Source organism: Pseudoalteromonas haloplanktis ATCC 14393 (genome assembly GCF_000238355.1).
In the GTDB taxonomy this organism is placed as follows: Bacteria; Pseudomonadota; Gammaproteobacteria; order Enterobacterales; family Alteromonadaceae; genus Pseudoalteromonas; species Pseudoalteromonas haloplanktis.
Map to the genome: position 1 here is coordinate 130,534 of NZ_AHCA01000003.1, position 23,620 is coordinate 154,153.

At 42.5% G+C, this 23,620-nt stretch carries 25 protein-coding genes; 2 read left to right on the forward strand and 23 right to left on the reverse strand.

Features of this window, described 5'->3' with window-relative positions; all coding sequences use genetic code 11:
- Positions 1 to 88: 88 nt before the first annotated feature.
- Positions 89 to 754: a 7-carboxy-7-deazaguanine synthase QueE gene (gene queE, locus PHAL_RS0107490; protein ID WP_016707799.1), complete on the reverse strand. Its 666-nt coding sequence runs from the start codon at positions 752 to 754 to the stop codon at positions 89 to 91.
- Positions 755 to 903: 149 nt separating this feature from the next.
- Here queE and queC point away from each other — a divergent pair, with 149 nt between their 5' ends.
- Complete coding sequence (gene queC, locus PHAL_RS0107495) at positions 904 to 1,584, forward strand: 7-cyano-7-deazaguanine synthase QueC (protein ID WP_258165111.1); 681 nt, start codon at positions 904 to 906, stop codon at positions 1,582 to 1,584.
- Positions 1,585 to 1,643: 59 nt separating this feature from the next.
- On the opposite strand, the gene PHAL_RS0107500 is transcribed toward queC, so the two are convergent.
- On the reverse strand, positions 1,644 to 2,093 hold the full coding sequence (locus tag PHAL_RS0107500) for a methyltransferase family protein (RefSeq protein WP_016707801.1): 450 nt from the start codon (positions 2,091 to 2,093) through the stop codon (positions 1,644 to 1,646).
- Positions 2,094 to 2,293: 200 nt separating this feature from the next.
- On the opposite strand from PHAL_RS0107500, the gene PHAL_RS0107505 reads away from it, so the two are divergent.
- A complete protein-coding gene (locus PHAL_RS0107505; RefSeq protein ID WP_016707802.1) occupies positions 2,294 to 2,536 on the forward strand; it encodes a hypothetical protein in 243 nt (80 codons plus the stop codon).
- A gap of 1 nt (position 2,537) precedes the next feature.
- On the opposite strand, the gene PHAL_RS0107510 is transcribed toward PHAL_RS0107505, so the two are convergent.
- From PHAL_RS0107510 to PHAL_RS0107610, 21 genes are all read right to left on the reverse strand, one after another.
- Positions 2,538 to 3,233, reverse strand: coding sequence for a tRNA (adenine(22)-N(1))-methyltransferase (locus PHAL_RS0107510; RefSeq protein WP_016707803.1), 696 nt, complete (start codon positions 3,231 to 3,233; stop codon positions 2,538 to 2,540).
- Between the two features lie 5 nt (positions 3,234 to 3,238).
- Positions 3,239 to 4,168, reverse strand: coding sequence for a class I SAM-dependent methyltransferase (locus PHAL_RS0107515; protein WP_016707804.1), 930 nt, complete (start codon positions 4,166 to 4,168; stop codon positions 3,239 to 3,241).
- Positions 4,161 to 6,161, reverse strand: a complete 2,001-nt coding sequence (gene uvrB / locus PHAL_RS0107520) for an excinuclease ABC subunit UvrB (RefSeq protein ID WP_016707805.1) — start codon at positions 6,159 to 6,161, stop codon at positions 4,161 to 4,163. The genes PHAL_RS0107515 and uvrB overlap by 8 nt, the downstream gene beginning before the upstream one ends.
- Positions 6,158 to 7,537, reverse strand: a complete 1,380-nt coding sequence (locus PHAL_RS0107525; protein ID WP_016707806.1) for an MATE family efflux transporter — start codon at positions 7,535 to 7,537, stop codon at positions 6,158 to 6,160. The genes uvrB and PHAL_RS0107525 overlap by 4 nt, the downstream gene beginning before the upstream one ends.
- A gap of 664 nt (positions 7,538 to 8,201) precedes the next feature.
- Positions 8,202 to 8,579 (reverse strand): hypothetical protein, encoded by a 378-nt coding sequence (locus PHAL_RS0107530; RefSeq protein ID WP_232321839.1) that lies wholly within the window; start codon positions 8,577 to 8,579, stop codon positions 8,202 to 8,204.
- Positions 8,531 to 9,103 (reverse strand): hypothetical protein, encoded by a 573-nt coding sequence (locus PHAL_RS0107535; RefSeq protein ID WP_016707808.1) that lies wholly within the window; start codon positions 9,101 to 9,103, stop codon positions 8,531 to 8,533. Before PHAL_RS0107535 ends, PHAL_RS0107530 begins: the two co-directional genes overlap by 49 nt.
- Positions 9,103 to 9,279, reverse strand: coding sequence for a hypothetical protein (locus PHAL_RS24220; protein ID WP_016707809.1), 177 nt, complete (start codon positions 9,277 to 9,279; stop codon positions 9,103 to 9,105). Before PHAL_RS24220 ends, PHAL_RS0107535 begins: the two co-directional genes overlap by 1 nt.
- 106 nt (positions 9,280 to 9,385) lie before the next feature.
- Complete coding sequence (locus PHAL_RS0107545) at positions 9,386 to 9,760, reverse strand: hypothetical protein (protein ID WP_016707810.1); 375 nt, start codon at positions 9,758 to 9,760, stop codon at positions 9,386 to 9,388.
- 26 nt (positions 9,761 to 9,786) lie between these two features.
- Positions 9,787 to 10,011, reverse strand: coding sequence for a hypothetical protein (locus tag PHAL_RS0107550; protein ID WP_016707811.1), 225 nt, complete (start codon positions 10,009 to 10,011; stop codon positions 9,787 to 9,789).
- On the reverse strand, positions 10,004 to 11,839 hold the full coding sequence (locus PHAL_RS0107555) for a hypothetical protein (RefSeq protein WP_016707812.1): 1,836 nt from the start codon (positions 11,837 to 11,839) through the stop codon (positions 10,004 to 10,006). The genes PHAL_RS0107550 and PHAL_RS0107555 overlap by 8 nt, the downstream gene beginning before the upstream one ends.
- Entirely contained in the window at positions 11,836 to 12,153 is a 318-nt protein-coding gene (locus PHAL_RS0107560; RefSeq protein WP_016707813.1) for a hypothetical protein, read from the reverse strand. The genes PHAL_RS0107555 and PHAL_RS0107560 overlap by 4 nt, the downstream gene beginning before the upstream one ends.
- Positions 12,153 to 13,118 carry a hypothetical protein gene (locus PHAL_RS0107565; RefSeq protein WP_016707814.1) on the reverse strand — a complete coding sequence of 322 codons (966 nt, stop codon included), beginning with the start codon at positions 13,116 to 13,118 and terminating at the stop codon, positions 12,153 to 12,155. Before PHAL_RS0107565 ends, PHAL_RS0107560 begins: the two co-directional genes overlap by 1 nt.
- A 3-nt stretch (positions 13,119 to 13,121) precedes the next feature.
- Positions 13,122 to 15,212: a hypothetical protein gene (locus PHAL_RS0107570; protein ID WP_016707815.1), complete on the reverse strand. Its 2,091-nt coding sequence runs from the start codon at positions 15,210 to 15,212 to the stop codon at positions 13,122 to 13,124.
- 10 nt (positions 15,213 to 15,222) lie between these two features.
- Positions 15,223 to 15,585 carry a hypothetical protein gene (locus tag PHAL_RS0107575; RefSeq protein ID WP_016707816.1) on the reverse strand — a complete coding sequence of 121 codons (363 nt, stop codon included), beginning with the start codon at positions 15,583 to 15,585 and terminating at the stop codon, positions 15,223 to 15,225.
- Positions 15,582 to 19,154 carry a tape measure protein gene (locus PHAL_RS0107580; RefSeq protein WP_016707817.1) on the reverse strand — a complete coding sequence of 1,191 codons (3,573 nt, stop codon included), beginning with the start codon at positions 19,152 to 19,154 and terminating at the stop codon, positions 15,582 to 15,584. Before PHAL_RS0107580 ends, PHAL_RS0107575 begins: the two co-directional genes overlap by 4 nt.
- Before the next feature lie 78 nt (positions 19,155 to 19,232).
- Positions 19,233 to 19,982 carry a phage tail tube protein gene (locus tag PHAL_RS0107585; RefSeq protein ID WP_016707818.1) on the reverse strand — a complete coding sequence of 250 codons (750 nt, stop codon included), beginning with the start codon at positions 19,980 to 19,982 and terminating at the stop codon, positions 19,233 to 19,235.
- A gap of 1 nt (position 19,983) precedes the next feature.
- Positions 19,984 to 20,403, reverse strand: coding sequence for a phage tail terminator protein (locus PHAL_RS0107590; protein WP_016707819.1), 420 nt, complete (start codon positions 20,401 to 20,403; stop codon positions 19,984 to 19,986).
- Complete coding sequence (locus PHAL_RS0107595; protein ID WP_016707820.1) at positions 20,403 to 20,831, reverse strand: gp436 family protein; 429 nt, start codon at positions 20,829 to 20,831, stop codon at positions 20,403 to 20,405. The genes PHAL_RS0107590 and PHAL_RS0107595 overlap by 1 nt, the downstream gene beginning before the upstream one ends.
- Complete coding sequence (locus PHAL_RS0107600; protein ID WP_016707821.1) at positions 20,832 to 21,314, reverse strand: HI1506-related protein; 483 nt, start codon at positions 21,312 to 21,314, stop codon at positions 20,832 to 20,834.
- Between the two features lie 74 nt (positions 21,315 to 21,388).
- The gene (locus PHAL_RS0107605) at positions 21,389 to 22,297 is read right to left on the reverse strand and encodes a Mu-like prophage major head subunit gpT family protein (protein ID WP_016707822.1); all 909 of its coding nucleotides are present in this window, start codon (positions 22,295 to 22,297) and stop codon (positions 21,389 to 21,391) included.
- A complete protein-coding gene (locus tag PHAL_RS0107610) occupies positions 22,297 to 23,472 on the reverse strand; it encodes a phage protease (RefSeq protein WP_016707823.1) in 1,176 nt (391 codons plus the stop codon). Before PHAL_RS0107610 ends, PHAL_RS0107605 begins: the two co-directional genes overlap by 1 nt.
- Between the last annotated feature and the right edge of the window lie 148 nt (positions 23,473 to 23,620).

Below are 23,620 nucleotides of genomic sequence, written 5' to 3' on the forward strand. Positions count from 1 at the left end.
GATTGAACGAAAAGAGATTTGTTGGGTTTCGTTTCACTCAACCCAACGTTTATTGTAACCATTAACTTAAAGCTTACCGCTCGCGGCTTTAGTTTATCCCTAAATACTTATGGACTTGCACAGACAAGCGCCAGTTTTTTTCAATACACGTTTCAATTGCAAGTTTAGTCGCGGAAACTTTTTGGCTAATGGGCTGAAGATAAACAAGTTTAGGGCTTACGCCTGTTTTGTTAAACAACGCTTCAAGCTCTTCAACGTGTTTTTGCATGGCAATTGGGTGCTTGATCTCATTAGCACGTTGCATTGCAGAGGTTAGTACCTCGTAGCCACCGCGCATATTGATCTTAGGCGATACTGTGACCCAAGTTTGCTCTGGCGCTAAAATCTCAAAGGTCCCACTTGTTTCTATTTGCGTACTATAGCCATTAGCATGGAGTAGCTTACACACAGGATTTAAATCGTACATACATGGCTCGCCGCCAGTGATCACCACATGCTTTGCACGATAAGCGCGCTCTACAAATAGGTTAAGTATTTGCTCTGCGGATGCATCCGCCCAATGATCTGAATCAGCTTTTTTCTCTACCGTGTCATCCAGTGATACTTTATACACATCATCCACTTCCCACGTTTGCTTTGTGTCACACCAAGCACAGCCAACAGGACAGCCTTGTAAACGTAAAAAGATTGAAGGCGTACCCGTAAAGCTCGCTTCGCCTTGAATGGTTTCAAATATTTCATTTATTTTGTACAAAAGTATCTCACTTACTACTTGGCATTAATTATGAGCGTCATTAATTATTGAGCATAAAGAAAGACGATTTGAAAAAATCAAAAATCACGGTCAAAAATTGTTATTTATGCTCCAGCCGTGTAGTATATCGCGCCCTGATATAAACCTCTATTAAAACTAAGAGCAAAACAGTTATGACGCAAAAAGTAGTTGTGATTTATTCCGGCGGTATGGATTCATTTACCGTATTAAATAAAGCCCTGCAACAAGGCCATGAAGTGTATGCCCTGTCATTTGACTATGGTCAGCGTCATGTAAAAGAGCTCAAAGTTGCTGCAAATGTCTGTGAAAAGCTCGGTGTATCACATAAGATAGTTGATATTTCTGCGATCAATCAATTGATCGGTGGCTCATCATTAACGGATGATATTGATGTGCCTGAAGGCCACTACGAGGCCGAAAATATGAAAAGTACCATAGTACCTAATCGCAACATGATTTTATTATCGTTGGCGGTAGGCTATGCGGTATCACTCAAAGCTAGTCAAGTTTATTACGGCGCACATTCTGGAGATCATGCTATTTACCCTGACTGCCGTCCTGAGTTCGTTCAAAAAATGGATGATGTTTGTCGTATAGCAAATTACGATGCAGTAGAAATTTTCAGCCCATATTTAAACGATACGAAAATCGATATCTTAACTGATGGTATCAAAATGGGCTTAGATTATAGCCAAACTTGGACCTGCTATAACGGTCGTGAAAAAGCCTGCGGTAAGTGTGGTGCGTGCCAAGAACGCTTAGAAGCATTTAGTCTGAATAATATAACTGATCCTATCGAATACGAATAGGCACTAAAAAGGCTATCATCTCGATAGCCTTTTTCTTACTGCTAAGCCTTACTCACAGTTTATAACCAACGTTTTACTTGTAACTTATAATCGCTATAGTCTTTGCCAAATATCTTTTGTAACTTTCGCTCTTCAGGGATAATTTGAAACCAAGTTAAATAGCCTATAAACGCAATTACGCACAACAGTGCCCACAACGATGTTAACCACACCCCCCACGCTGTCAGTATAAAGGCAAAACCGACATACATTGGGTTACGAGAGATCCTATATATACCTGTAGTCACCAATCTCGATGCCAGCTCAGGTTTTCTCGGATCGACGGTTGTATTCGCTAAGCGAAAACTAACCACGCCAGCGATACAAAAAACACACCCTATCACCAGTAGAATAATTGCGCTGTAAAAAATAAAAGCCGTAAAATCAATGACGCTATAGTGAGCTATTACGGCCATCACTAGAGCAAAAAAGCACACCATTATTACCGGAGGAATTTTATTGTCTAACATACTAACTCGCTGTTTTAAAATAGTTTAGTGTTTTATAAACACATATTCAGATAAGCCAATTAAACACTCAATACACTGTATCACTCATGAATAATTTGCCAACCCCATTATTTCGACAAATAAAGTTACAATTGTCAGCTTCATCAATCTGGTATTTTGGTTATACTTTAATCATTAACTAACAAGGATAAGGTAATAAAATGTCAGGAACAACAATGGTAGTGATGATCGTATTTATCTCAGTTGGATTTGGGGTGATGTACGATATGTATAAAAAACATTTAGAGTTCAAGCATCGTACACTTACTGATAATAAAGAATCGAATAATCAAATTGCCGCAATAACAGCTGAAATGTTAGCACTTAAAGAACGAGTGCAAACGCTTGAAGCCATCGTTACTGATCAAAGTTATAACGTAAAACAAGAAATCAATAAGTTATAATTCATGCTGGCGGCGCTAGTACCTGAGCATAGCGGTTAATCACGTGCTGGTAATAAATTGGATTTTGATTAAGCATACGTTGATAGTGTGTAAGTAATTTTTGCTGATAGCAATGATGCTGCGGTTGTCCACTATGCCACATACTAGAGCCTGTCAGTGTTAAACGGTGCTTTGCCTGTTTACTTATGTGGATAACCTCATAAAAGCGGTTATTCTCACAAACAATGGCTTCATTTATCAACCTCATCCCTTGCTCTAACAAGCCTTCACGTACTTTATAAGTATGGTGCACAGGGCAAATAATAAACTCCAGCTCGGCTAATATTTCACCTTTATTTATATTCGCAAACTGTTGCTGTGCGGCTAAGATATGATTAATAAAACGCAATAATAATTCACCACCGACTCCTGCGATGATCACTAAGTTTCGCTGCTGGAAGTTAATCGCTATGTCAGCAACATCTATACAATGAACTTGCCAGTGCGCCGCACCTTGAGTTGGGCTGTAACGAGTAAGCTTAGCTGTCAGCTCGTCCATTAATGCAGGCACAATATCAACAAAGTGGATTGTATCGGCAGCTTCTCGTTCAACTAACTGCATTCCCAATAAACCATGATCGCAACAACAATCCCAAATTGCTTGAAAACCAGGTTTAATAAAACTGTCTATTGTTGCTAACCGTTTACTTAAACGCATCGTTATTACTGCGCAGCTGTTTGGTAAATCAAGGCCTTTAAACTACGGTCGCTATCAACATCAACAAAACCAAGAGTCGGCGCTAAACGCTCTACAAATTCAATCGCACCTTGGGTATGCTCAGCAATCAGCGCTTTAAATGCGGCTTCACTGAGCTCGGGGCTATTAGCGCAAAGCAACAGCTTAGTATTATCATTGAGGAGCTCAGGTAAGCGGCGCAACACTTTTTGGTAATCTTTAGTTAAAATAAAACTGCCTTTTTGAAAGCTTGGCGGATCAACAATAATTAAGTCAAATGGCGCCGCTTTTTTGAGCTTACCAAACGACTTTAAAATATCGTGCGGTAAGAAGCTCACACCACGGTCAAAACCATTTAGTTGGTGATTTTGTTTACCTGCGCGTAGTACCCCTTTATTCATATCCATGTTGATCACACTATCGGCACCACCATGCATTGCAGCAACCGAAAAACCACAGGTGTAAGAAAATAAATTCAACACTTTTGCATGTTTACTATGTGCCTGTACAAATTCACGGCCACGGCGCATATCAGGGAAAATACCCGTGTTTTGACGGCTCATTAAATCAACTAAAAACTGGCACTGCCCTTCTTTTACTACATGAGGACTAGGCAATTGACCATATAACAAAGTGTTTTCTGTTTGTTGCCCTGCACGCTGTTGAAAAACCAGCGAGGTAACAGCATCAGCGGCATGTGTTTGTGACCACTCCCATAGTAGCTGACTAAGCTGCTGTAGCTCACTCGCAGGAATTTCCTCATAAGAGACAACAAATAAACACGGTGGATAAAAGTCGATATTTAAATGGCTTAACTGCTCAACACTGTGACCACGGCCATGAAAAACACGGCACAGTTCGTGCTCAGTGAATGGGGCACTTTCAAGTGCGTTAATAAGGGGCGTAAAATTAGGCATTTTTAATTAACTGTTGTTGTAATTCATGGATTTCATCGCGTACAGATGCGGCTTTTTCAAACTCTAAATCACTGGCATAAGCATGCATTTTGGTTTCGAGTTGCTTAATTTGCACTGCTATTTCTTTCGCGCTGAGTACGTGTTTAGATTCTTTGCGGATCAGCTGTAAATTATCTTGTGGACCTGCACGTTCACCCACATCCATAACATCAGTAATCTTTTTAAGCAATGCTTGAGGTTCAATACCATGCTTAATATTATAAGCATGTTGAATATCACGACGACGCTGTGTTTCATCAATCGCTTTAGCCATGGATTTAGTGACATGGTCACCATATAAAATAGCACGGCCATTTAAGTGACGAGCAGCACGACCAATGGTTTGAATTAACGCTCGAGCTGAGCGTAAGAAGCCTTCTTTATCCGCATCAAGTATGGCAACTAAGGACACTTCTGGCATATCCAAGCCTTCTCTTAGTAAGTTAATACCTACTAACACATCAAACACACCAGCACGGAAATCACGTATAATTTCAACTCGCTCCACGGTATCAATGTCTGAGTGTAAATAGCGAACTTTCACATCATGCTCAGATAAATAGTCCGTTAAATCTTCCGCCATACGTTTGGTTAACGTAGTGACTAGCACACGTTCATCTATTTCTACCCGCTTATAAATTTCCGACAATAAGTCATCGACCTGCGTCGCTACAGGGCGAACTTCAATTTGTGGATCGAGTAGCCCTGTGGGGCGAATTACTTGCTCCGCAATTTCATCACCACAACGCTCTAATTCAAAGTCACCCGGTGTAGCTGATACATAGATTGTTTGCGGTGCAATCGCTTCAAACTCTTCAAAGCGCAGCGGACGATTATCCATCGCTGAGGGCATCCGAAAACCATATTCCACGAGGTTTTCTTTACGACTGCGATCACCTTTGTACATAGCACCAATTTGCGACACCGTAACGTGGGATTCATCAATAATCATTAATGCATCGTCAGGTAAGTAATCAAGCAAAGTTGGCGGCGGATCACCCGGCGTACGCCCAGATAAATAACGACTGTAGTTTTCTATACCAGAGCAATAACCAAGCTCGGTCATCATTTCAATGTCGTATTGAGTTCGCTGTGCCACACGTTGCTCTTCAACTAATTTATTAGCACTAAGTAACTGTGCTCGGCGTTCTTTTAGTTCTGCTTTGATGTGCTCAACTGCGTCAAGAATTTTCTCTCTCGGCGTCACATAGTGGGTCTTCGGGTAGATAGTTGCACGCACAATGTGTTTTTCAACAGCACCGGTGAGTGGGTCAAAAATACTCAGACGTTCAATTTCATCGTCAAACATTTCTACACGCACTGCAAAGGTATCTGATTCGGCGGGGAAGATATCCACCACTTCACCGCGCACCCGATAAGTGCCACGGCTAAAATCAATATCATTACGAGTGTATTGAATTTCGGCTAAACGACGCAGCATATCTCGTTGATCAACTTTTTCGCCCACTTTCAGCAATAGCATCATCTTCATGTATGATTTTGGATCACCCAAACCATAAATAGCTGAAACCGACGCCACAATAATAGTGTCTCTACGTTCTAATAATGCTTTGGTTGCGCTTAAGCGCATTTGCTCAATGTGTTCATTGATTGAGGCATCTTTTTCAATAAAGGTATCGCTTGCAACCACATAAGCTTCCGGCTGATAATAATCGTAATAGGAAACAAAATATTCCACCGCGTTATGCGGGAAAAACTCTTTCATTTCACCGTAAAGTTGTGCTGCAAGGGTTTTATTATGTGCCATGATGATCGTTGGACGATTCAAATCACTGATAATATTGGCCATGGTAAAGGTTTTACCCGTACCCGTTGCTCCCAATAACGTTTGATGAGCCAGTCCAGCTTCTAACCCCTCGCATAACTGCGCAATCGCGGTGGGTTGATCCCCTGCGGGCTTAAATTTAGAAACCAGTTGAAAATGGTCACTCATGCTTGGCACTCCTGTACAGCCTGATTACTGATCATATCCAGTTCTTTAATAAACCATTTATACGCTACTATGGCAGTAAATAAATTACCTACCGCTGCGCCTATTAGTAAACCCGGTAAACCGGCATATACATTACCAATATAAGCAAATGGAACATAAAAAATAAATAATCGGATAACACTTAAAATTAGCGCATTCATCGGCTTATGTAAGGCATTAAACGATGAGTTTGTTAAAATAATCACGCCTTGTAAACCGTAGCTCAATGGCAAGGTGAAAATAAATAAGGTGATCACATCGATAACCAATTGCTCTTTACCAAATAATTGGCTGATCACGCCTGAAAATGCAATTAGCAATAAATAAATAATAAATTGCCAAATCATCACAAACTTTAAGGTTGTAGTATACGCGTCTTTAACACGGCACAATTTACCAGCTCCAAAGTTTTGACTAATAAACGGTGGTAATGTCATCGATAATGCTAACACCACAAGACTGGCAATTGACTCAATTCGGCTACCAACACCAAATGCTGCAACAGCCTCAGGGCCATGATACGCCACCATCGCGGTCATTATCGCCATAGCTACCGGTGTTAACATGTTTGCCCCTGCTGCGGGTAAACCAATTTTTAATATTTTACGAATCGAACTTAATGGCGTTTGGCTATTTGCTTTTAAGCTTAATAAGCCTTTTTTAACTGCTAATAAATATAAAATAATAATTACCGCAACCGCCCACGCAATAACGCTGGCAATTGCTGCGCCTTGAATACCCAGCGCAGGGATAGGCCCAAAACCAAAAATTAACATCGGATCGAGTACCGCATTAATAAGCCCTGCCCCGCCCATCACAATACTTGGGGTTTTAGTGTCTCCGCTGGCACGCAATACTGAATTTCCTACCATGGGCGTTATTAAAAATACACTGCCTAAAAACCACACACTCATATAATCGTGGATCAATGGCAGTACAACATCCCCTGCTCCTAATAGTTTAAAAATGGGGGCGATAAGGAGGTAGCCAAATAACGACAAGCACACCACCATAACAACCGCTATTAGCAACGCCATACTGGCATCAAAGCGTGCTTCTTCAATATTATTGCTACCAAGCGCTTTAGCTATCACCGCAGAGGTGCCAATGCCTAAACCAATTGCAAGGCTAATCACTGTAAAGGTAACGGGAAAGGTAAAGCTAACTGCAGCCAAGGGTTCAGTACCGAGTAAACTGATAAAAAATGTATCTACAATATTAAACATCATTAAAGTGATCATCCCAAAAATCATCGGGATCGTCATTTTCTTCAATGTTGGCACGATGGGAGCATTTAATAAATCGGGAGCTGTGTTAGTCTGCAAAGTTGCGCGCATGGGAATAAATAAACCTCTTTTATTAAGCGTGGTATTTTAAAGCATCGAGGCTTGGCAAGCCATGCATTTATCAAGTGATTATGAATTGCTGATAAAAATGCCTAAAAAATAATAGAAAAGTGTGCTTTTTACGTGCTTTAACGCAATTTCAGTTCGAACCATAGCTAAAAACAATAAAAATACATTTTTGTAACCTTTATCACAAAAACATCGCGACTGGCGGTGCATTTTTACACAAAAATTGCGCTAATCGAATCGTCACGAATAAATTTACTCATCAACCAGACTACTTTCCGCTTATTTTTACAAGTCATTGTTTTAAAATAAGATAAAAAAACTGATTTAAATGCTTGATATCCTCACAGCACCCTAAAAACATGGCTCTGACAACGTTCTTAAAGTTTCATAAACAGAGTTATCCACAGAAACCGTGGATAACTCTTGCAAAGCCACGCTAATAAAGGCCTACAAAGGGGCGACTTAAATCGCCTCGTAACAATGTTGGCAAATACTAACTTTAGACAATTTGCCACAAACAGCTGTAGCCGACGACCTAATTTGATAAATGGCACGGGTTTAAATGATAATTCTTTTTTTATCACTTATGCCGCGCGGCCTAAGGTGATAAGCGGTGGTTAATAAAAAAGCAGCTTTCGCTGCTTTTTTATTCGGTGGTGGTCTTTGCCAACTTGAGAAGTGCTGAGATAGGTTGTGATAAGTCTTCACCTGTCTCATATTGCCTGTCTATAAGCTCCTCAGCGCCTCGAATCAGCTCGATGAACACACCGTTAGGATTATTGGTAAAGTGCTTTAAATGAGACGTACGGCTCGCTAGCTTGCGATTACGCACTAAATCTACAATTTCCTTTGGCACACCTTCTTGCCTTAATAAACCGCATAACTCTGATAGCGATTCATCAGTTATCTTTTGCAAATGCCTTTCTGGTATTTTTACCATAGCTTCAAGCATATAGAAACGATATGAGAAAACACCTAGAGCGACAATGCCGCAAAGCAACAACAATACAATAAGAACATCCATACTAACTTACCTTTCAACTCGCCTCGGGACAGCAACGCTAGTGCTAGAAACAATAGATTTGCGTTAACCCCTATGCTGTAAACATCCCAAAGTAACCAACTATCGTCACTATACTCGTTTGGCCTACCGCTAAAATTCAATCCCGTAATGTTGCGATCAATAAACATTAAAGTGTTTAAAAATGCGTTTATGGCCATAGTAATAAACACCAGTTTAACCAGTTCGTTAAACATTACACCAAACAACCAATGAAAACCTATTACCGCAAAAGCCTGAAAAAGCGAGAATACTGCCCATACTAAGTACCAATAGTAAATTTGGTCATCAATAACTAACAGACTTAATACATTGCTGTGCAAGTAATCACCTAATGCCAATCCAGCAGACATAACTCCCGCTGAAATAGCAATAGAATAACTTTTTGGTTTTCGATAGAACGCCAATATAGACGCAACTATAAAAGCGATTAACTCAAGTTTATTGAATGAATAACTTAAAATCACACCAATAGTTGGCAGCTCCATTATTGAGGTTTTTTATCTTTGACTGGGTGCCCACCGCCGCCATTCATTAGTTTCATTTCTGATTCTAACGTTGCCGCAAAATCAACTTTCTGATCCGTTGTTGGCTTTAACTGCTGTTTGTTTTTCTGGTTTAGTTCGTTTGTATTAGATAGGTTGATAGAATTATCTATTTTCATATTTAAACTCCTTTATTATTAAATATGGCCGCAAAATCTACATTATCGTTTCTGTTTTTACAACAAGTTAAACTCATCTGGCTGCCAAATAATAAAAAGGTATTAATCACTTCAACTTGCAAGCATTCATCAGAGCATTTTTAGTACTTTCATTTAAGCGGTCATATTCTTCTTGGTTTTCTATTTTTGGCCCGCCATAACCTCCCCAAACATATAACTCTTTCATTTTTTCCTGATTTGGCTCGTAGATTTCAATGAAAGTCTTTCGAATACGTTTACTCTCACTACCTAATTTAGATTCCAATGCATTTATATCTTTTAATGTAACTATTTTATTTCCAAGAATAAGATGTCTAATGGGCTCAACTGCTTGATTAAACTCTTTTCTTTTTTCCCTGCCTAAAGCTAGTCTGTGACCAATAATCCACCCAAGTAATGTAAACACACAAGCAATAGATACTCTTATCGTCCATTCATTCATATTATTCACTTTTATATTCAATAGATTTAAATCTCAATTTCAGTATATGGCAATGTTGGTGCTGAACCAACAATCCTGCCATTTTCTACATATACCGCGCCAGTTTGAACACTATCACCTAGTACAACACTTTGGCTGCTGTCGCTGTATTCGACTAGTGTTGTGCCGTTTGTATTTACTGTGACGATGGTTGCTATTGTGCGCTGGGTTTTATCGAGAACTGAGCCTAGTCGGTTTAGTGTATTAGACATTGCTTACCACCTGTATTGTTTGGCTAACTGTTATAGCGCCTTGGTCGCTGATACTGGCGTTGATTGTCATGCTGTCGCATGTGGCTTTAAATACTGAATCTGTGTAAGTGATGCCAACTAACATACCTGGGCGGATTGGCGGTAAGTCGTCTAAAAGCTTTGTTCTTATTGTTGTATTTTGTTTGTTGCCGCTGTTAGCCAGCTCGCACGTTCCACGTTGGCGTGCTGCTTGATTGTGGGTGATTAGCGTGTCTACAACATCATTTGCAAACTGATCACCTAGTGAGCCAGCACGTTTGATTTTACACGCTACGCCTTGCTGTTCACCTCGCACAAATACCGCGTTATGTTCCTGGTTTATTGTTTGGCTAGTGCTGTGCTCAAGTATGATTGAATCGTTAAGGATCACATCACAAATTGCATTGGCTGTGTCCCATGGCATTACGGGCCATGCTGGAACTACTGATACCGTTTTAGTTGCGTCGTTAATATCGAGTATTGCGCCGACTGATTTAGCCACGCTTAACAGTGCAGCTGCTGGGGTTAAATTGGTATAAGTAAATGCGCCTGTAGGGATTGGATAATCAATCATTTTATTATCGAGTAACCAGCCCGTATTAACGAGTATGTCAGACATGATCCCCGCTAAAGTTTTAGCTGTTGGGTTTGCGTAGTTTGTAGCCCTTGCGTAAGGGTTAGATAGTAACGCAAAACGACTGCGACAACTTGCGCTATAACTAGCATTTGCAAAGCGGTTGCTAGTGCTTGGCTGCTCACAAATCACATAAAATTCATAGCCATTTAGCGAGATTTTAAGCTCTTGTCCCAGGGCACGTTCAAAGTCGATGCGTGAGCAAAATTTAATATTAGCTGTTGCGCTAAATTGGCCGCGAGATATAGAGTAATTAACGCTGTTGATGAGTATTTTTAAATCGTCTGAAACACGCACACAATTGATTGTTGGCTGCATGATGTATGTATTCCTAATTTGTGGTTCTATGGGGATTTTGCGATCAATAGTTGGTACGTCATCATCACCGCGAACTAAGCCGCCCGGCAAGCCCCAATAGCATACTTTGTCGGGGTTGTTAAAGCGCATGACTAAGCGCCCATTTTGCGTTACTGCTGGCGCTGTGAACTCTAAATTCACATAGCCTTTAAACGGATGGTTGCGCCAGTAGCAAATGTATTCCTTGTCTGTTTCGCCGTAGTGTATTACCAGCTCTCGTGACTCTAAAAGTGGCTTAACATGCCAATGCAGCTCGCGCGCTGTTTTGAGTAATTCAGAGCTGTTCCAAAGCTGTTTAAACTCGATATTTTCAACATCTAACGGGGTTAACCAGTTAAAGTCATACTCGTTGTACTCAATGTTGGTGATGATTTTATAGGGCATTTGAATAACGTTTGATACATAGCCGCTATTACCCCATGTAACGCTGTTCTGTGCTGTAACTAATGCGGTGGTTTGCCAGTCAAAACTAAATGCAACAGGGACTAATTCAGCGTTGCTAAACGCTGTTTCAAACTCGGTTTTAACTGACTGGGTTTGCCATGCTTGCACTTTTACTTGCGTGATTAATTGCGGGTTTAACCAGCTTAAATCCGACTCAATACCGATATTCGCTTGCAAAAACGGTAGCGTTGGATCAATTGGCCCAGTGTCATCACCAAAGCGCATAATCAGCGGTGATGTATTTATTGCATGCGGTTTAGTAAATCGCATCACCAACGCGGCATCATTACCCATGACATCCATGTCATTTTGATAGCTTAATTGAAGAGGCGATTTATTAACTTTGTATGTGTTAATAAAACGTAATTCAATCATGCTACTGTCGGCTCGTATGGTAATGGGTTAGTTTTATCAAAACTGAATAGGTCGATTAACATTGCCTGTACATTATCTTGAATTGCGGCGTTATACTGCCCATCATCGTCAAACATAACGACAGCTAAAATAGGATTTACCGAATAAAATAAGGGAAGTATTCTGACATTGTTACCATTTTTTATACTGAAATGAGCAACCTTTTCACCATTCAACTTATTTATAACAAGTAGCCTTTCCGCATCTTCCGTATTTACAACTAAAGCCGAGAATAACAAGGGAGATTTGTTTATTTTCACTGAGGGTAAAATCATCACCAATCTCCCAAAGATATCCATGCATTAGTGCCACCACTGTTTGCTCTAGGTACACTAAAAAAATCGATACCATTGATATTTTTTATAAATGGCATATTTGCACTTCTATAGCCATTTTCTTGAGAAACAAAAAGACCAGGCACTTCACCTCTTGCAAATGGAAGTGTTTCGCTATTTCCATGAGTGCCTGCTCCAGCTAACTGATAATCTCCAGTGCACAAAAGTATTGGGCAAAGCGCTCGAATCTCAGGTGTTGAACTTTGAATGCTTGATTGATTAACACTATGATTACCAAAATAACTGGATAAAAATGAATTAGCTTTAGAGAGTGATGAATCTAACGAATACACATAACCTACTTGGCCAGAAAAAGAATCCCCTATAATATAATTTAAGCTACCATTCCATACTACACTCCCATAATTAACTCTGCCAAAGAGTGTGACGAATCTTGCAGGGTCATCTCCATAAAATGACTTTATATCTCCCGCAAAAAACAAAATATGGCTGTAAGTACCAAAATAATTACGAGTTAAAGCGTCCTCAGGAAGAGCTATGAAATAAAAGGCAGTAGCTGACGCGATCACGATCCATTTATTTGCAGTATTAGTTCCGGAACTGCCAGCTCCTATTACAAAATATCCCCCCAGTCTTTGCTGCTCATCTTTAGATATATAATCCAATGCACACTGACAACGTATAGCCGTCATTGCATTGTTGTTAGATGCTGAGAACATCATTACTCCACCGGAACCACCATCTAATACATTGTTTTTAATAGCTAGTCTTGGTGTTTCCTCCGGTAATGATTCATCTTCAACCGTCCATCCAAGCGGTTGCTTTGAACCATAACCTGTAGTTAAACATTTTTTTATTACATCTAAATATTCAGCAGGCTTGCCGACTGTGATTTGAGGTGCGCCGGGGTCATCCCAGCGATAAACTGTTACTGCTTGAGCCATAACTTAATCCTTATTTCCACGAAAACTTAAAGTTGAATTATCACGCACTATTTCAGAGTGGCCGGGGGATACTGAGCGTGTAACCATTGTTGGTTTACTTGCCGCTAGAGTCTCGAATAAAAACGCTTCACCGGGGTTTAAACCTGCGCCAAACGCCTCTTTGCGTAATATGAAATACGGTGCGCCTGCAAAGCTGTTTATCGGCGCACAGTCATTTAGCGTATCGCCGCTGTAAATGTTACCGACTGATTCACCGATCACGTTATACGCAGTGGTTGACGTAAACACGATTGCCCAACGCTGGGCTATTGCGCCAATGTTTGTAAGCTCTATTGGGTATTGCGTGGTATTGATTGCACTTGATGCAGCCGCGCCAGTATCACCAAAATTGTTTTGCCAAGCTGCAAGGGTGCGTTCGTCTTTAGTTTGAGCTTGAAAGTCACCTAGCACTTGCACACTGCTAACCGTTGCGCCAGCTGGATAAGCACGGCTAAGTGGTGTTAATAGGCTTAATGTGTTGCTGTTGATTGCGTCAATCAATGCAAGCTCTGACTGAATTGCAGTGATAATAAACGGCGGTGAAAATGCGCTTATACCTGCGTTGATAGTTATATCACCCGTTACAGCATCGTAGCTGTAATTGTCATCAGTCACAGACCATAAACTTGCACCTAAGCTGTCAACAATATCGATAAAATCAGCATCGGCTAAAACAGTAATCGTTTGGCCGCTTGTAAGAGTTGCAGCGACTGTGCGTTCCCGATTCTGAACACTAACAGGATTAAACTCATGGAATATACTCACAGTGCCGTTGTTTGGTAGTGTTGAGGTATCAAAACCGCCCGGTGGTGCTGGTACTGTGGTTACTTCAATCTCGTTATAATCGTAGCTTATTGACGCGGGTTTTACTGGCTCGCTAAATGTTAAATCAACATAGCCGGTTCCGCTTACTGTACCAGTGCAATTAGTGCCGGTGATATTGCCGCTTAGATCGCTAGATGCTGAGAACGTAGCGCCTGCTACAGTTTCAAACGTAATATAAACTGAGTCACGCGAAAAAGATGAAGACGGTAACTGCCAGTTCTTTTTAGTTATTGACGGGGTGCTTAAACCAATTGTAACACCTAAGTTTTCTTCGACTGTGCCATTATAATCGACACCATCAACATCAGTGATTACACCTGTGTCATAATCAATGGTCGCAAAGATATAGCCGTTTGCTATAAACCGCCCCTGTAAATCATCTTTGTATACACTGTTTTCACCCACTTTTTTAAGTCGTGAATAGCCCGGTAATACACGTTCACCAGCAGATAAGTTAACAGTGTTGCCATCCGTAAACGAGTGAAAACGATAGTCTTCATTTGATAAGTAAAACAGTGTGAAATATTGACCTTCTGAAACCCAAACCCGCTGCTGGTTACTAATAACTCCATTCTCAATTATTAACTGGTGCTGCTCTAGTTTAAATGTGTAAACCCCATAACGCCCGGTTAAATCCGTTGTGTAACGTTGGTACTCAGCATAAAAAACCGGGTTTGAAAGTAGTAAATCTGGCAGCTCTATGTTTACGTCATTTATCAGTCCGTAGCTTAAAATCCGATGTTCTCTAAGCGCTGAGCTATTGCTTGGTTTTAAACCTATTTTTGAGTTTACGGTAGTAATGCTTGGCGTTAACGTACGTGTGATTGACTCTACTGTTAGCTCTTTGCCTTGTGCGGCAACTGCACCAGTTATTAAGCTAGTGCCGTGAAATTTAGTGCTAGCAAGCCCCAAGTACGGCAGCATTTCTGCAACTGTGTCGGTGTCTTTTAGGTCTTTAGCTTCAACTAGCAGCACGTTTACAAGCGTGTCATCTGGCTGATCACTTAGAAATATATGCGCATCTTGCAAGCGGCTTGAATCGTCTGTGCTAAGCGCTGGGTATAATTTGACGAGATCAAATGATGAACGGGCATGGTCAATGTCACTGATTGAGCTAAACACATCGTTAAGTTGACCGCTGACAATTGCATTGCTGGTGCGGTGACCGCCTGCATGCAACTCATTGCCAATGCGTTGCGGTTTGAATATTTTTAAATCGGTTCTTTTCATTATCGGACCTTTAAACAGTTTTTAAACGTAAATTTATATTTTGAAAGTGTGTAGGTGCTGAGTCTGAAAAGTGCGTATGCGGCACGGCTTCAACAGCTTTTTGACTGTGGTCCCACACAACATTAAATACCGTGCCGCGTATGGTTATTTCAAACGCGGTAAGGGTTGTTTGTGCATGCTCATGCAATGGTGTAAATACGCTGGCGTCTTCAAAATCACTGTATAAATAGATTGGGCGGCCTGCGGGTATCGGTGTTTTTTCAATATGCTGCGCGCCGTTTAACGCACGTTCGGTTTGCTCGGCTACTGGCAAGTAATCAAACTCATTAAGCCAAATAAAGTTATCCAGGCTTTGTGCATTTATTACGATCATTGGGTGTTACTCAACTGTTCAAGTTTTTGTAAAAATTGCTCTTCAAACTGAGCTAATAAACTGGCCGATTGGCCGCCTGGCAAAGCAAGCTCTAACCTGACTGTTTTGCCATTGCTCGGCTGTTGGTTTTTAAGTACGGTTATCAATTCACGTACAGCAGTTGTAAGGCTGTTTAAATCGCCGTTAGATGCTTTATTACTGGGCGTATAATTGTTTGTAGGCGGCGTATAGCTTGGCGTTGGTGCAGGCGTATAAGACTGCACTTGCTCAACGGCTTTTTGAGTGGTGCTTTGCGCTTTTATCGCTTGCTGTTGTGCGCTAATGGCTGCGTTTAATGTGCTCTTTTGCTCACGCGTTAGGTATGTAAGCTGCTTATTGATTTTATTGTATAACTCAGTCAGCGCCTTGCTACTGCTGGCATTATCAATTTGGCCGCTAAATTTACTAAATTGCGCATTTTTAGTATCTGCATAAGCGCGGCGTTCGCGCTCTTCGTTGATTTCTTTTGAGTCTAAATCGTATGCACTACGTCCGTGCTTTTCTTGATAATCGACTACATCACTTACGCTTGCACGTTGCGATTGATTGTAACTATTTACACTGCTCGCAGCGCGATTTGCTGAGGCAGCAACACGTTCTAATTCTTCTTTTTGCTCACGTAATGATTTAGAGGCTGATTCATTCGCTTTAACTTGATCATTAGTGGCTTGCGTGCCTGCTCGGGTTGATGCCGTTGCGGCATCTTGTGCGCCTTTAAAGTCACCAAGTAGGTTATTTACTACGCTTAATACATCGCCTAAGCGCTGTTTTTCATAGTTGTATTGCTGTGCTGTTAAATTGCCTGCTTGATAGCGATCATTTAAGCGCTCAAGTTCATCTGTTAAGCGGCTATGTTCGCGCTGTAATTCACCTAAGCTTGCCAGCTCTATCTGCTGTACGCGTGTTAAGTCGTTAGTTTGGTCTGATAAGCGCTGCTGTTGAATGGTCAACGCGGCTTGCGCTTGGGCTTTTTGCTCAGCGGTGGCCGTGCTGCTCGCCATTACTTGCTGATTGGTTTTTATTGCGTCGCGGGTTTGCTCTAACTCGCGAGCAAAGCGGTTCACTGCATCGCTGTTTGTGTCAGTTACAGGCTTTAAGGCATTTGCTTTTTCAATGAGTTTATCGAGCTCTTTCGTTAATCCAAGCGCAGCAGCGGCGGCTTGTATGCTTGAGGGCACGGTTTGATCTGTTGCGTCAGCGGCAGCAATGGCAGCTTCGGCCCACTTTAAATATGCCTGGCGTTGTACGGCTAATGGCTGCTCGGATTCTTGCATTAGTTCATACGCTGCGCGTAATTTATTAGCGGTATCATCTAAGGCTTTAACCGACGTTAAGCCTAATTCTGCATAAGCTTTTTCTACATCACCCGCGAATATTTTTTGACGCTCGAGTAATGCGCCGTGTTCTTCAAACTTTACTTTTAGCGCATCTAAAATGGCTAACTGGCCCTGGTACTGCTCACCAGCGCCAGCAATTGCAACACGGGCTGATTCTATGCTTTGAATAAAGCCATCAACGCCGACTTTTACACCATCTAAGCTTGTGGCCTGCTGCTCTAATGATTGAATGGTTTTAAGGGCTTCGGGGAGTGATAGCGTAAGCAGTTCTTGGCGCTGGCGCTCTGCCTCTATTGCAGCGGCAGTGGATTCGGCTAATTTACGTTGTTGGTATTCTAGGTTTACATAGCGCTGTGTTGCTTCGTCCCAAACAAGTTTACCGTTTTCAATCAATGCGTCTAATTCGGCTGAATTACGGATGATCAAACCCGTTGAGTTAGACAGCATTTGCAATTCATCGGCTAGAGCTTTGGCTTGTATTGCACTGGCTTGTTGCGACTTTCTGAGTGACTCCTCAGCAACCAGTAAATCTTTATACAGTAGACCAACGTCGATTAACTCGGTAATTAACCAGGTGTATAAGCCCGCTTTACCTACGGCTTTGAGCGCAGTACTCCATTTAGCTGCTGCAATACCTGCGGCGTTAGTTGCCACGGTGGTAGAGCCAATAGCTGCGGTGTAGGTTCTTAGTGATGCAATGGCCGTGGTTGCACCGCTGATCACACTGCTAAAATAGTTCCCTACCTTAAGCGCCAGCCATACTTTAGCGACAGTGGCGATTTCTTCGCGGTATTCATAAAGCGTGGCAGCTGCACCTTTAATTGCATTACCTGTGCTTACGATTGTGTCGCTAATTTTTTGCGCCCATTCTTGCAAGCGGCCATCCTTCGCCATTGCTGCAAATTCAGTATTAAGCGCGGTAATATTGGCTTTTAACCAATCCATAGCGCCGCTTTGCGCTATAAGGTTATAAAACTGCTCCATGTTGTCTTTAGCGTTTGACACTTGCCCGCTAAAGAGCGCCATTTGTGCAGCAGCAGAGCCTGCACTTGCACGGCCCATTTCATCTATTAAGCCTTTAATTACATCACGGCCCAACTTACCTGCGCTTGATAGCTTTTGCAGCTCAACGGTGTTTTTACCTGTGACTTTTTCAAGTAGATCCCAAACAGGTATACCGCGCTCCACCATTTGTAGGATTTCTTCGCCTTGGAGCTTTTGTTTTGCCCACGCTTGCCCGAGTGCAAGGCTGATACCTTCAACCTCTTGAAACCCGCCGCCGAGTGTTAATGCTTGGTCGGTAATGGCCTGCATGGTGCCATCCATCGGATCAAGGCCGAACGCTTTTAGTTTTACAAACGCCTGGCTTACTTCGCCCATTTGTAGCGGGGTGTTTTTAGTAAATTCTTTTACCCATGCAGTGGCTTTTTCACCGCCCGCAATGCCGCCCATAAGCGCTTGCATTTGCACGCCGAGCTTTTCAAATTTATCACCGGTGGTAAATACTTGGCTTACGGCTTGGGCTACCCGATCAAACCCAACATAAGCGGCGGCCAGTGCAGTTACTTTACCAATTACACCGTCTAAGCTTTGTGCTTGAGCGCGTTGGGCTGTGGTGCCAGTGCGCAGCTCATTACTGAACTTATCGACAGAGCGGCCAGATTTATCAAACTGGGCTGCTAAGTCACGTTTGGCCGCACGTAGGTTATTAGTATCAACATCAGAGCGTTTAAGGGCTGTTTGTAATGCTGCATGCTTACTTGTTTGCTGTGTAAGCTCGGTGCGCATTTGGGTTAAATCTTTTTCTGCGGCTTCTAATGAGCGCGCGAGTTGCACAAATGGCTTATCAGTGTTTTTAGCTTCGGTTTGTAATTGTTCAAGTGCGTGAGCGGCAGCCGCTGTGGCTATTTCTTGTTGTTCTAATTTTTGTTTTGACTGCTCAAATGCACGTATTAGATCAGCTTGATTAGCTAATCCGTCTAATTCGTTGGCAAGCTTGCCAGCGGTTTGGCTGGTTTTCTTGGCGCTGTTATCGGTTTGGTCTAGTGATTCACTGAGTTTATCAGCAGCAGGATTAGCAGCATCGGCGCTTTGCTCAATGTTGCGCAGCTCTTGAACCAGTTGCTCAATATTTTGCTTGCCAGTTGCCTCTGCAACAACGCGTAGGGCTAGTTCGAGGGTTTTATTTGCCATGGGTTAACTCAGTTTTAAACAGTGTTTAAATGGGGAATAAAAAGGCTCGGGCTGAGCCTTTTGGTACGAGGTAATTAATTAAGCGTCTAGCTCGTCAATGTAGAATGGTTCGTCTTTGCCATTTACAAGCTTTGCTGTGCCTTCAAGTGCTGCACTGACAAACTCACTGCCGGCTAAATCAAGCTCCTTCGTAGGCATCATAGAAGTGTCGTAAATTTCAAAGTTAACTTGCTTACCATTTGCTAAGTTAGTCCCTTCGCCAAAAATACGTAAACGTGTTTGTGACTTAGTACCGCCTTTTATACGTTTGCCGGTGCGGGCGTTATAACTGCCCGTAATGGTAATGCTGCCACCAGCGGCAAGCGAGCCACCCTTGATTGAACGGATCATGCCAAGGGCATAATTAAACTCGTAATCAACGCCCGCGACTTTATTTTCAGTGGCTTGCTTAACAACTACGTCATCAGTAAAGTTTTGACCAGGTACAACAACCCACGATTGATTATCAGGCAATATCACTGTTTCATCCGTTAACGTGCCCGCTGCATCGTTGATAGCCGCAACTTCACCCATCAATGCTAAAGCAACCATTTCCGCTGGTTGATCATCAAACTCCCATGTAATGGCCGCTGGCTTAGCGATTTTTACATCATCCAGGGCTTGGCCCTTACTGGCCTTTTTATTTGATGTACGGACTACTGAATCCGCCTCAGTTTTAATACCGAGCTTAGTGGTGTTAATTGGGCCAAATATTTGGCCTGTGCTTACGCCTTGTTCGTTTAAGCGATCAACAAAAATATTGCCCGCTAATAAAATACCGTCGCTCATATTAAAGCGCTCCTTTAAGTCTCATTTGACAAGTAAAAGCCAGCGGGTAATACGCATGGCCTTTGGTGAATTGGGGTTTAGCTGGGGTGTTTACTCTAAGCCACGGCCCAGTGCCGTTAAGCACTTTGCCCGCCATAGCACGAATAATGTTTGTTAGGTGCTCACCTGCGTTTGTGTCTTGCTTACGCACTACCAGTACAACAATCCATGTTTGAGTTAACTGCATTAAATAACCGGCGTTTTTACTCTCCGGTAAGTTATCGCCGTAGTACATAAGGTGAATGCTGGGGGTTGTTTGTCGGTCTTCTTTTACGTCAGCTAACTCGTCGCTTAAGTAAACACGCTTAATACCTGGAACTTGTTCAAGTGCCTGTTTAAGTGGGGTTTGAGCGGCAAAATAGTCGGTGGTAATTTCAAACATTAAATAAACCCCTTTGACTTTTCACGTGAAAACACGGTTCCTGCGCTTTGTATGGTGGCGGTGTCTTGCACTTTGGCGTCTTGCCCCAGAGCATCAACACCTATACTTAGCTCGCCTTTGGCTACTGACATTAAAAATTTAATTGCATCCTTGTAACGGGTTTCTACATGCTCAGGTACATCATTTGTGCCGAGCTTATAGCGAGCAATATCACAACAAAACTGCTCAAGTAGATTAGGAACGGTGACAAGCGGTAGCTCATAACGCCCAGCTAAATAGCCGTTAATCACGTCGCTTGCATCGTTTATAGCCTGCTCAATAACTGCGGTATTAATCACATCATCGGGGGCGTCGTCGCGCTCACTTAAATAAATAAGATCACGCTCACCAAAACGTTGTTGCATTGCGGTTATTGTTGCGTAAGCCATTTACGCGCCCTCGCCTGCTTTAGCTGCTTCTTGTAGCCATTGCCACGCTAAATCACGAGTAAGCGCAGGTACTTTAACTTTAATTACTTCGCCTTCGGTTTCGCCTGGCGTTTCATAAGCGACCTGAGCACAACTAGGTTGCTCTGCAAATTGTGCATCAATCATTAGCGCAATAACTGGCTGTAGCTCAATTGGGGCTTGAGTGTAATCAACGTTTGTATAGAGCAAAGGGTTGTCTAAATCTGCACCCAGGTTATTTGCGTCCAGCTGTGATTGCGGCGTAGTACTCGCATCGAGCGGTATAGCTTGCACCGATAAGCGTGGATCATTTTCAATTGCATCAAGCTGCTCTTGGTCAAGACCATCTGCGGGGATTTCATTTTTACCTTGGTTGAAACTGAGTCCAGCTCGGCGGTAGCCTGTTGGCTGCATGCAACTGACAATAACAGCAGAGATAAGGCTGAGTTTAAGCGTTTTAGCCATTTCATTATTACTCCTGGTTTCAAAGTATGGGGCTATAACGCCCCGTACTTATTAGGGTTTAACTATTGATGGGATTAAAGGTAATCAGCAACTAATAACTCTAAACGGCCTTTAAGTTCGTTTGAGCTGTTTGAGTCAAGCTCACGCTCTAACATACGTGTAGCTAGCTTTTCCATGCTGGCAGGGACAACTAACATGGTTGACTTAATACCGAGCTTACGGCCACCGTCAGCTGTAAAACTGCGCATTTTTTCAATGCTGTCCCATAAATTATCTGCCGTTAGCGCACGCTTATTAGCAAAGGCAAGCTGCCAAAAACCAAACCCTGCGGCATCACGGCAATCAACGCCGTAACGGTACTGTTTAGAAGTAAATACCGCCTCGTCATCAACTTTGGTCATAGCTAGTAATTGTGGTTTTTTACGTTCTTGAAAAATAATCGGCTTAAGGGCTTTTGAGGTGTCTAGCACAAACCACGGCTCCCCCTCGTAAGCAACATCTTCGGCCATATTCGCTGTTGATACTGCTGCGCCAGTGCCGTCGGCATTTGGTGCTACTGGGTGGTCAGTATCAAAAAAGTTTTGCCCGTCGTAGCACAAAGTTGTAAAACCCGCTGCGAGTAATTCAAAACACATTTCATCCGGGTGAATTGCCGCAGCGCTGCCCATTTCTTTAAAAATTGGGGAATACACGCCTAGGTTATCGTCTTCAATATCGTTGCGGTCTACGCCTACTGTTGACTCGTAATCGTCATTGGTAATGGTATAAGCGTGCGCTTTCATGCTTTGAATATTACGATCACCCACCCATTTAGCCAGGCTTGGGAACTTGCCTAACCAGCCGTAGGTATTACTGGCCGAGGTTGATTTAATTACACTGGCAATTTTTGTAAATTGCGGTGTAGCTTCTGATTTACCTGCTTCAAACTCGGTTTTAAAACCAGTAAATAAAGCGGTTAATAATGCGGGGGTCACTAAAGCCATTAGTTTTGCTCCTGTTTAGCTTTGGCAAAGGCAGCATGGCTAAGACCAAGTTGGTCTGCGGCATACTTATCTTCTGCGGTGAGTGCTGCTAAGCCGTCTTTGTCGTTTTCTGGCTTAGGTGTATTGGTGGTTTGCTTAGCGGTAAGACTTGCGATCGGTGAACGGGCATCTAACACCGCTTTTAACGCTGCAACGCCCTGCTGATTACCTAAGCTAGTTAAATATTCAACTTCTGACGCAATAATGCGGCCGTCTTGCTTGGCTTTATTTACTTCTTGTTCAACCGATTGCGTAGCACTGCTGCTTTTAAGCGCGACCATTTCAGTGTGCAATGCGTTGTAGGTTTCTACAGGCACGTACTTAGCTAAATTAACCTCATTAGGGCTATTCGCTTTAAGTGCAGCAACAGCGTCATTGGCGTTACTTAATTGGGTGGTGAGCGTGTCGGCTTCGTCGGCCTTAGCCTTTAAAGCGGCGAGTGCTGTTGTTGCTTTGGTGTAATCTGCATCGGTGACGTTATCACCATCCACAGTTACACCTAGCAAGCTCAGCAATTTTTGAGCTGCGTTCATGGGTGTATCTCCATTGTTAACATGGGTTTTAGAAGTCTTTAAAACCGCCACTTTGTCCATACCATCAACCGCAGGGTCATTAGTCAGGGCAAAGTGGCGTAATTTGGTTGGGCGGCCTGTTTGTTTGTCATAATGAAAAACAGGGCTAATAAAGCGGTATTCGTCGTTTTTTAGGTGTGCGCGTGCGTTGGGTGTCCAGCGAACATTAAGGGCATAAAGCCCCTCGCCTGGTACATACTCTAAATCGCTTGGGTTAAACCAACCGCTAGCTGGGGCTGGCTTGCCGTTTTCTTCGGCGTGTAGGGTTTGGTGCTCGTAGTCAAAATGGTAATCGTTGGTACGAGTGCTAGCTGTGCTTTTTAGTAACTCAAATGCGGCTTGGTCAAGTAACCAGGCATTGGCTGGTACATCGAATGGGCGGCCGTCATGTGATTTAAAATAACCATCAGGCATTACCATTACGCGCTCACTGATACCTTGCTCGTTTATTTCGCTTGCAAAGCGGCACGCAGCAAAACCTAAATCGGCAGGTTTGTTTGCTGATAAAACAGCTAATCCTATAGTGGTTTCAAGTAAGTGAAATGTGTTTAATGGTTTTGACATGACTGAGCACAGTTTGAATAATCTGTGCCCAGTATGGATTTAGATTTAGATTTGTTGGCCGTGCGGTGTTTCGGGAAAGTTTACTAAATTAGAATTTTTAAGGCGTTGAAAGTTAACTTGGAGTAATTAAGCATAGGGTTAATCTTTT

Coding starts and splice junctions, on each gene's coding strand:
- PHAL_RS0107525 (WP_016707806.1), bottom strand. CDS start 7,537: ATGCGCGCAACTTTGCAGACTAACACAGCTCCCGATTTATTAAATGCT.
- PHAL_RS0107580 (WP_016707817.1), bottom strand. CDS start 19,154: ATGGCAAATAAAACCCTCGAACTAGCCCTACGCGTTGTTGCAGAGGCA.
- PHAL_RS0107560 (WP_016707813.1), bottom strand. CDS start 12,153: ATGATTTTACCCTCAGTGAAAATAAACAAATCTCCCTTGTTATTCTCG.
- PHAL_RS0107530 (WP_232321839.1), bottom strand. CDS start 8,579: ATGGATGTTCTTATTGTATTGTTGTTGCTTTGCGGCATTGTCGCTCTA.
- uvrB (WP_016707805.1), bottom strand. CDS start 6,161: ATGAGTGACCATTTTCAACTGGTTTCTAAATTTAAGCCCGCAGGGGAT.
- PHAL_RS0107550 (WP_016707811.1), bottom strand. CDS start 10,011: ATGTCTAATACACTAAACCGACTAGGCTCAGTTCTCGATAAAACCCAG.
- PHAL_RS0107585 (WP_016707818.1), bottom strand. CDS start 19,982: ATGAGCGACGGTATTTTATTAGCGGGCAATATTTTTGTTGATCGCTTA.
- PHAL_RS0107590 (WP_016707819.1), bottom strand. CDS start 20,403: ATGTTTGAAATTACCACCGACTATTTTGCCGCTCAAACCCCACTTAAA.
- PHAL_RS0107535 (WP_016707808.1), bottom strand. CDS start 9,103: ATGGAGCTGCCAACTATTGGTGTGATTTTAAGTTATTCATTCAATAAA.
- PHAL_RS0107600 (WP_016707821.1), bottom strand. CDS start 21,314: ATGGCTAAAACGCTTAAACTCAGCCTTATCTCTGCTGTTATTGTCAGT.
- PHAL_RS0107555 (WP_016707812.1), bottom strand. CDS start 11,839: ATGATTGAATTACGTTTTATTAACACATACAAAGTTAATAAATCGCCT.
- PHAL_RS0107595 (WP_016707820.1), bottom strand. CDS start 20,831: ATGGCTTACGCAACAATAACCGCAATGCAACAACGTTTTGGTGAGCGT.
- PHAL_RS0107510 (WP_016707803.1), bottom strand. CDS start 3,233: ATGCGTTTAAGTAAACGGTTAGCAACAATAGACAGTTTTATTAAACCT.
- PHAL_RS0107605 (WP_016707822.1), bottom strand. CDS start 22,297: ATGGCTTTAGTGACCCCCGCATTATTAACCGCTTTATTTACTGGTTTT.
- PHAL_RS0107515 (WP_016707804.1), bottom strand. CDS start 4,168: ATGCCTAATTTTACGCCCCTTATTAACGCACTTGAAAGTGCCCCATTC.
- PHAL_RS0107500 (WP_016707801.1), bottom strand. CDS start 2,093: ATGTTAGACAATAAAATTCCTCCGGTAATAATGGTGTGCTTTTTTGCT.
- PHAL_RS0107565 (WP_016707814.1), bottom strand. CDS start 13,118: ATGGCTCAAGCAGTAACAGTTTATCGCTGGGATGACCCCGGCGCACCT.
- PHAL_RS0107570 (WP_016707815.1), bottom strand. CDS start 15,212: ATGAAAAGAACCGATTTAAAAATATTCAAACCGCAACGCATTGGCAAT.
- PHAL_RS0107610 (WP_016707823.1), bottom strand. CDS start 23,472: ATGTCAAAACCATTAAACACATTTCACTTACTTGAAACCACTATAGGA.
- PHAL_RS0107575 (WP_016707816.1), bottom strand. CDS start 15,585: ATGATCGTAATAAATGCACAAAGCCTGGATAACTTTATTTGGCTTAAT.
- PHAL_RS0107545 (WP_016707810.1), bottom strand. CDS start 9,760: ATGAATGAATGGACGATAAGAGTATCTATTGCTTGTGTGTTTACATTA.
- PHAL_RS0107505 (WP_016707802.1), top strand. CDS start 2,294: ATGTCAGGAACAACAATGGTAGTGATGATCGTATTTATCTCAGTTGGA.
- PHAL_RS24220 (WP_016707809.1), bottom strand. CDS start 9,279: ATGAAAATAGATAATTCTATCAACCTATCTAATACAAACGAACTAAAC.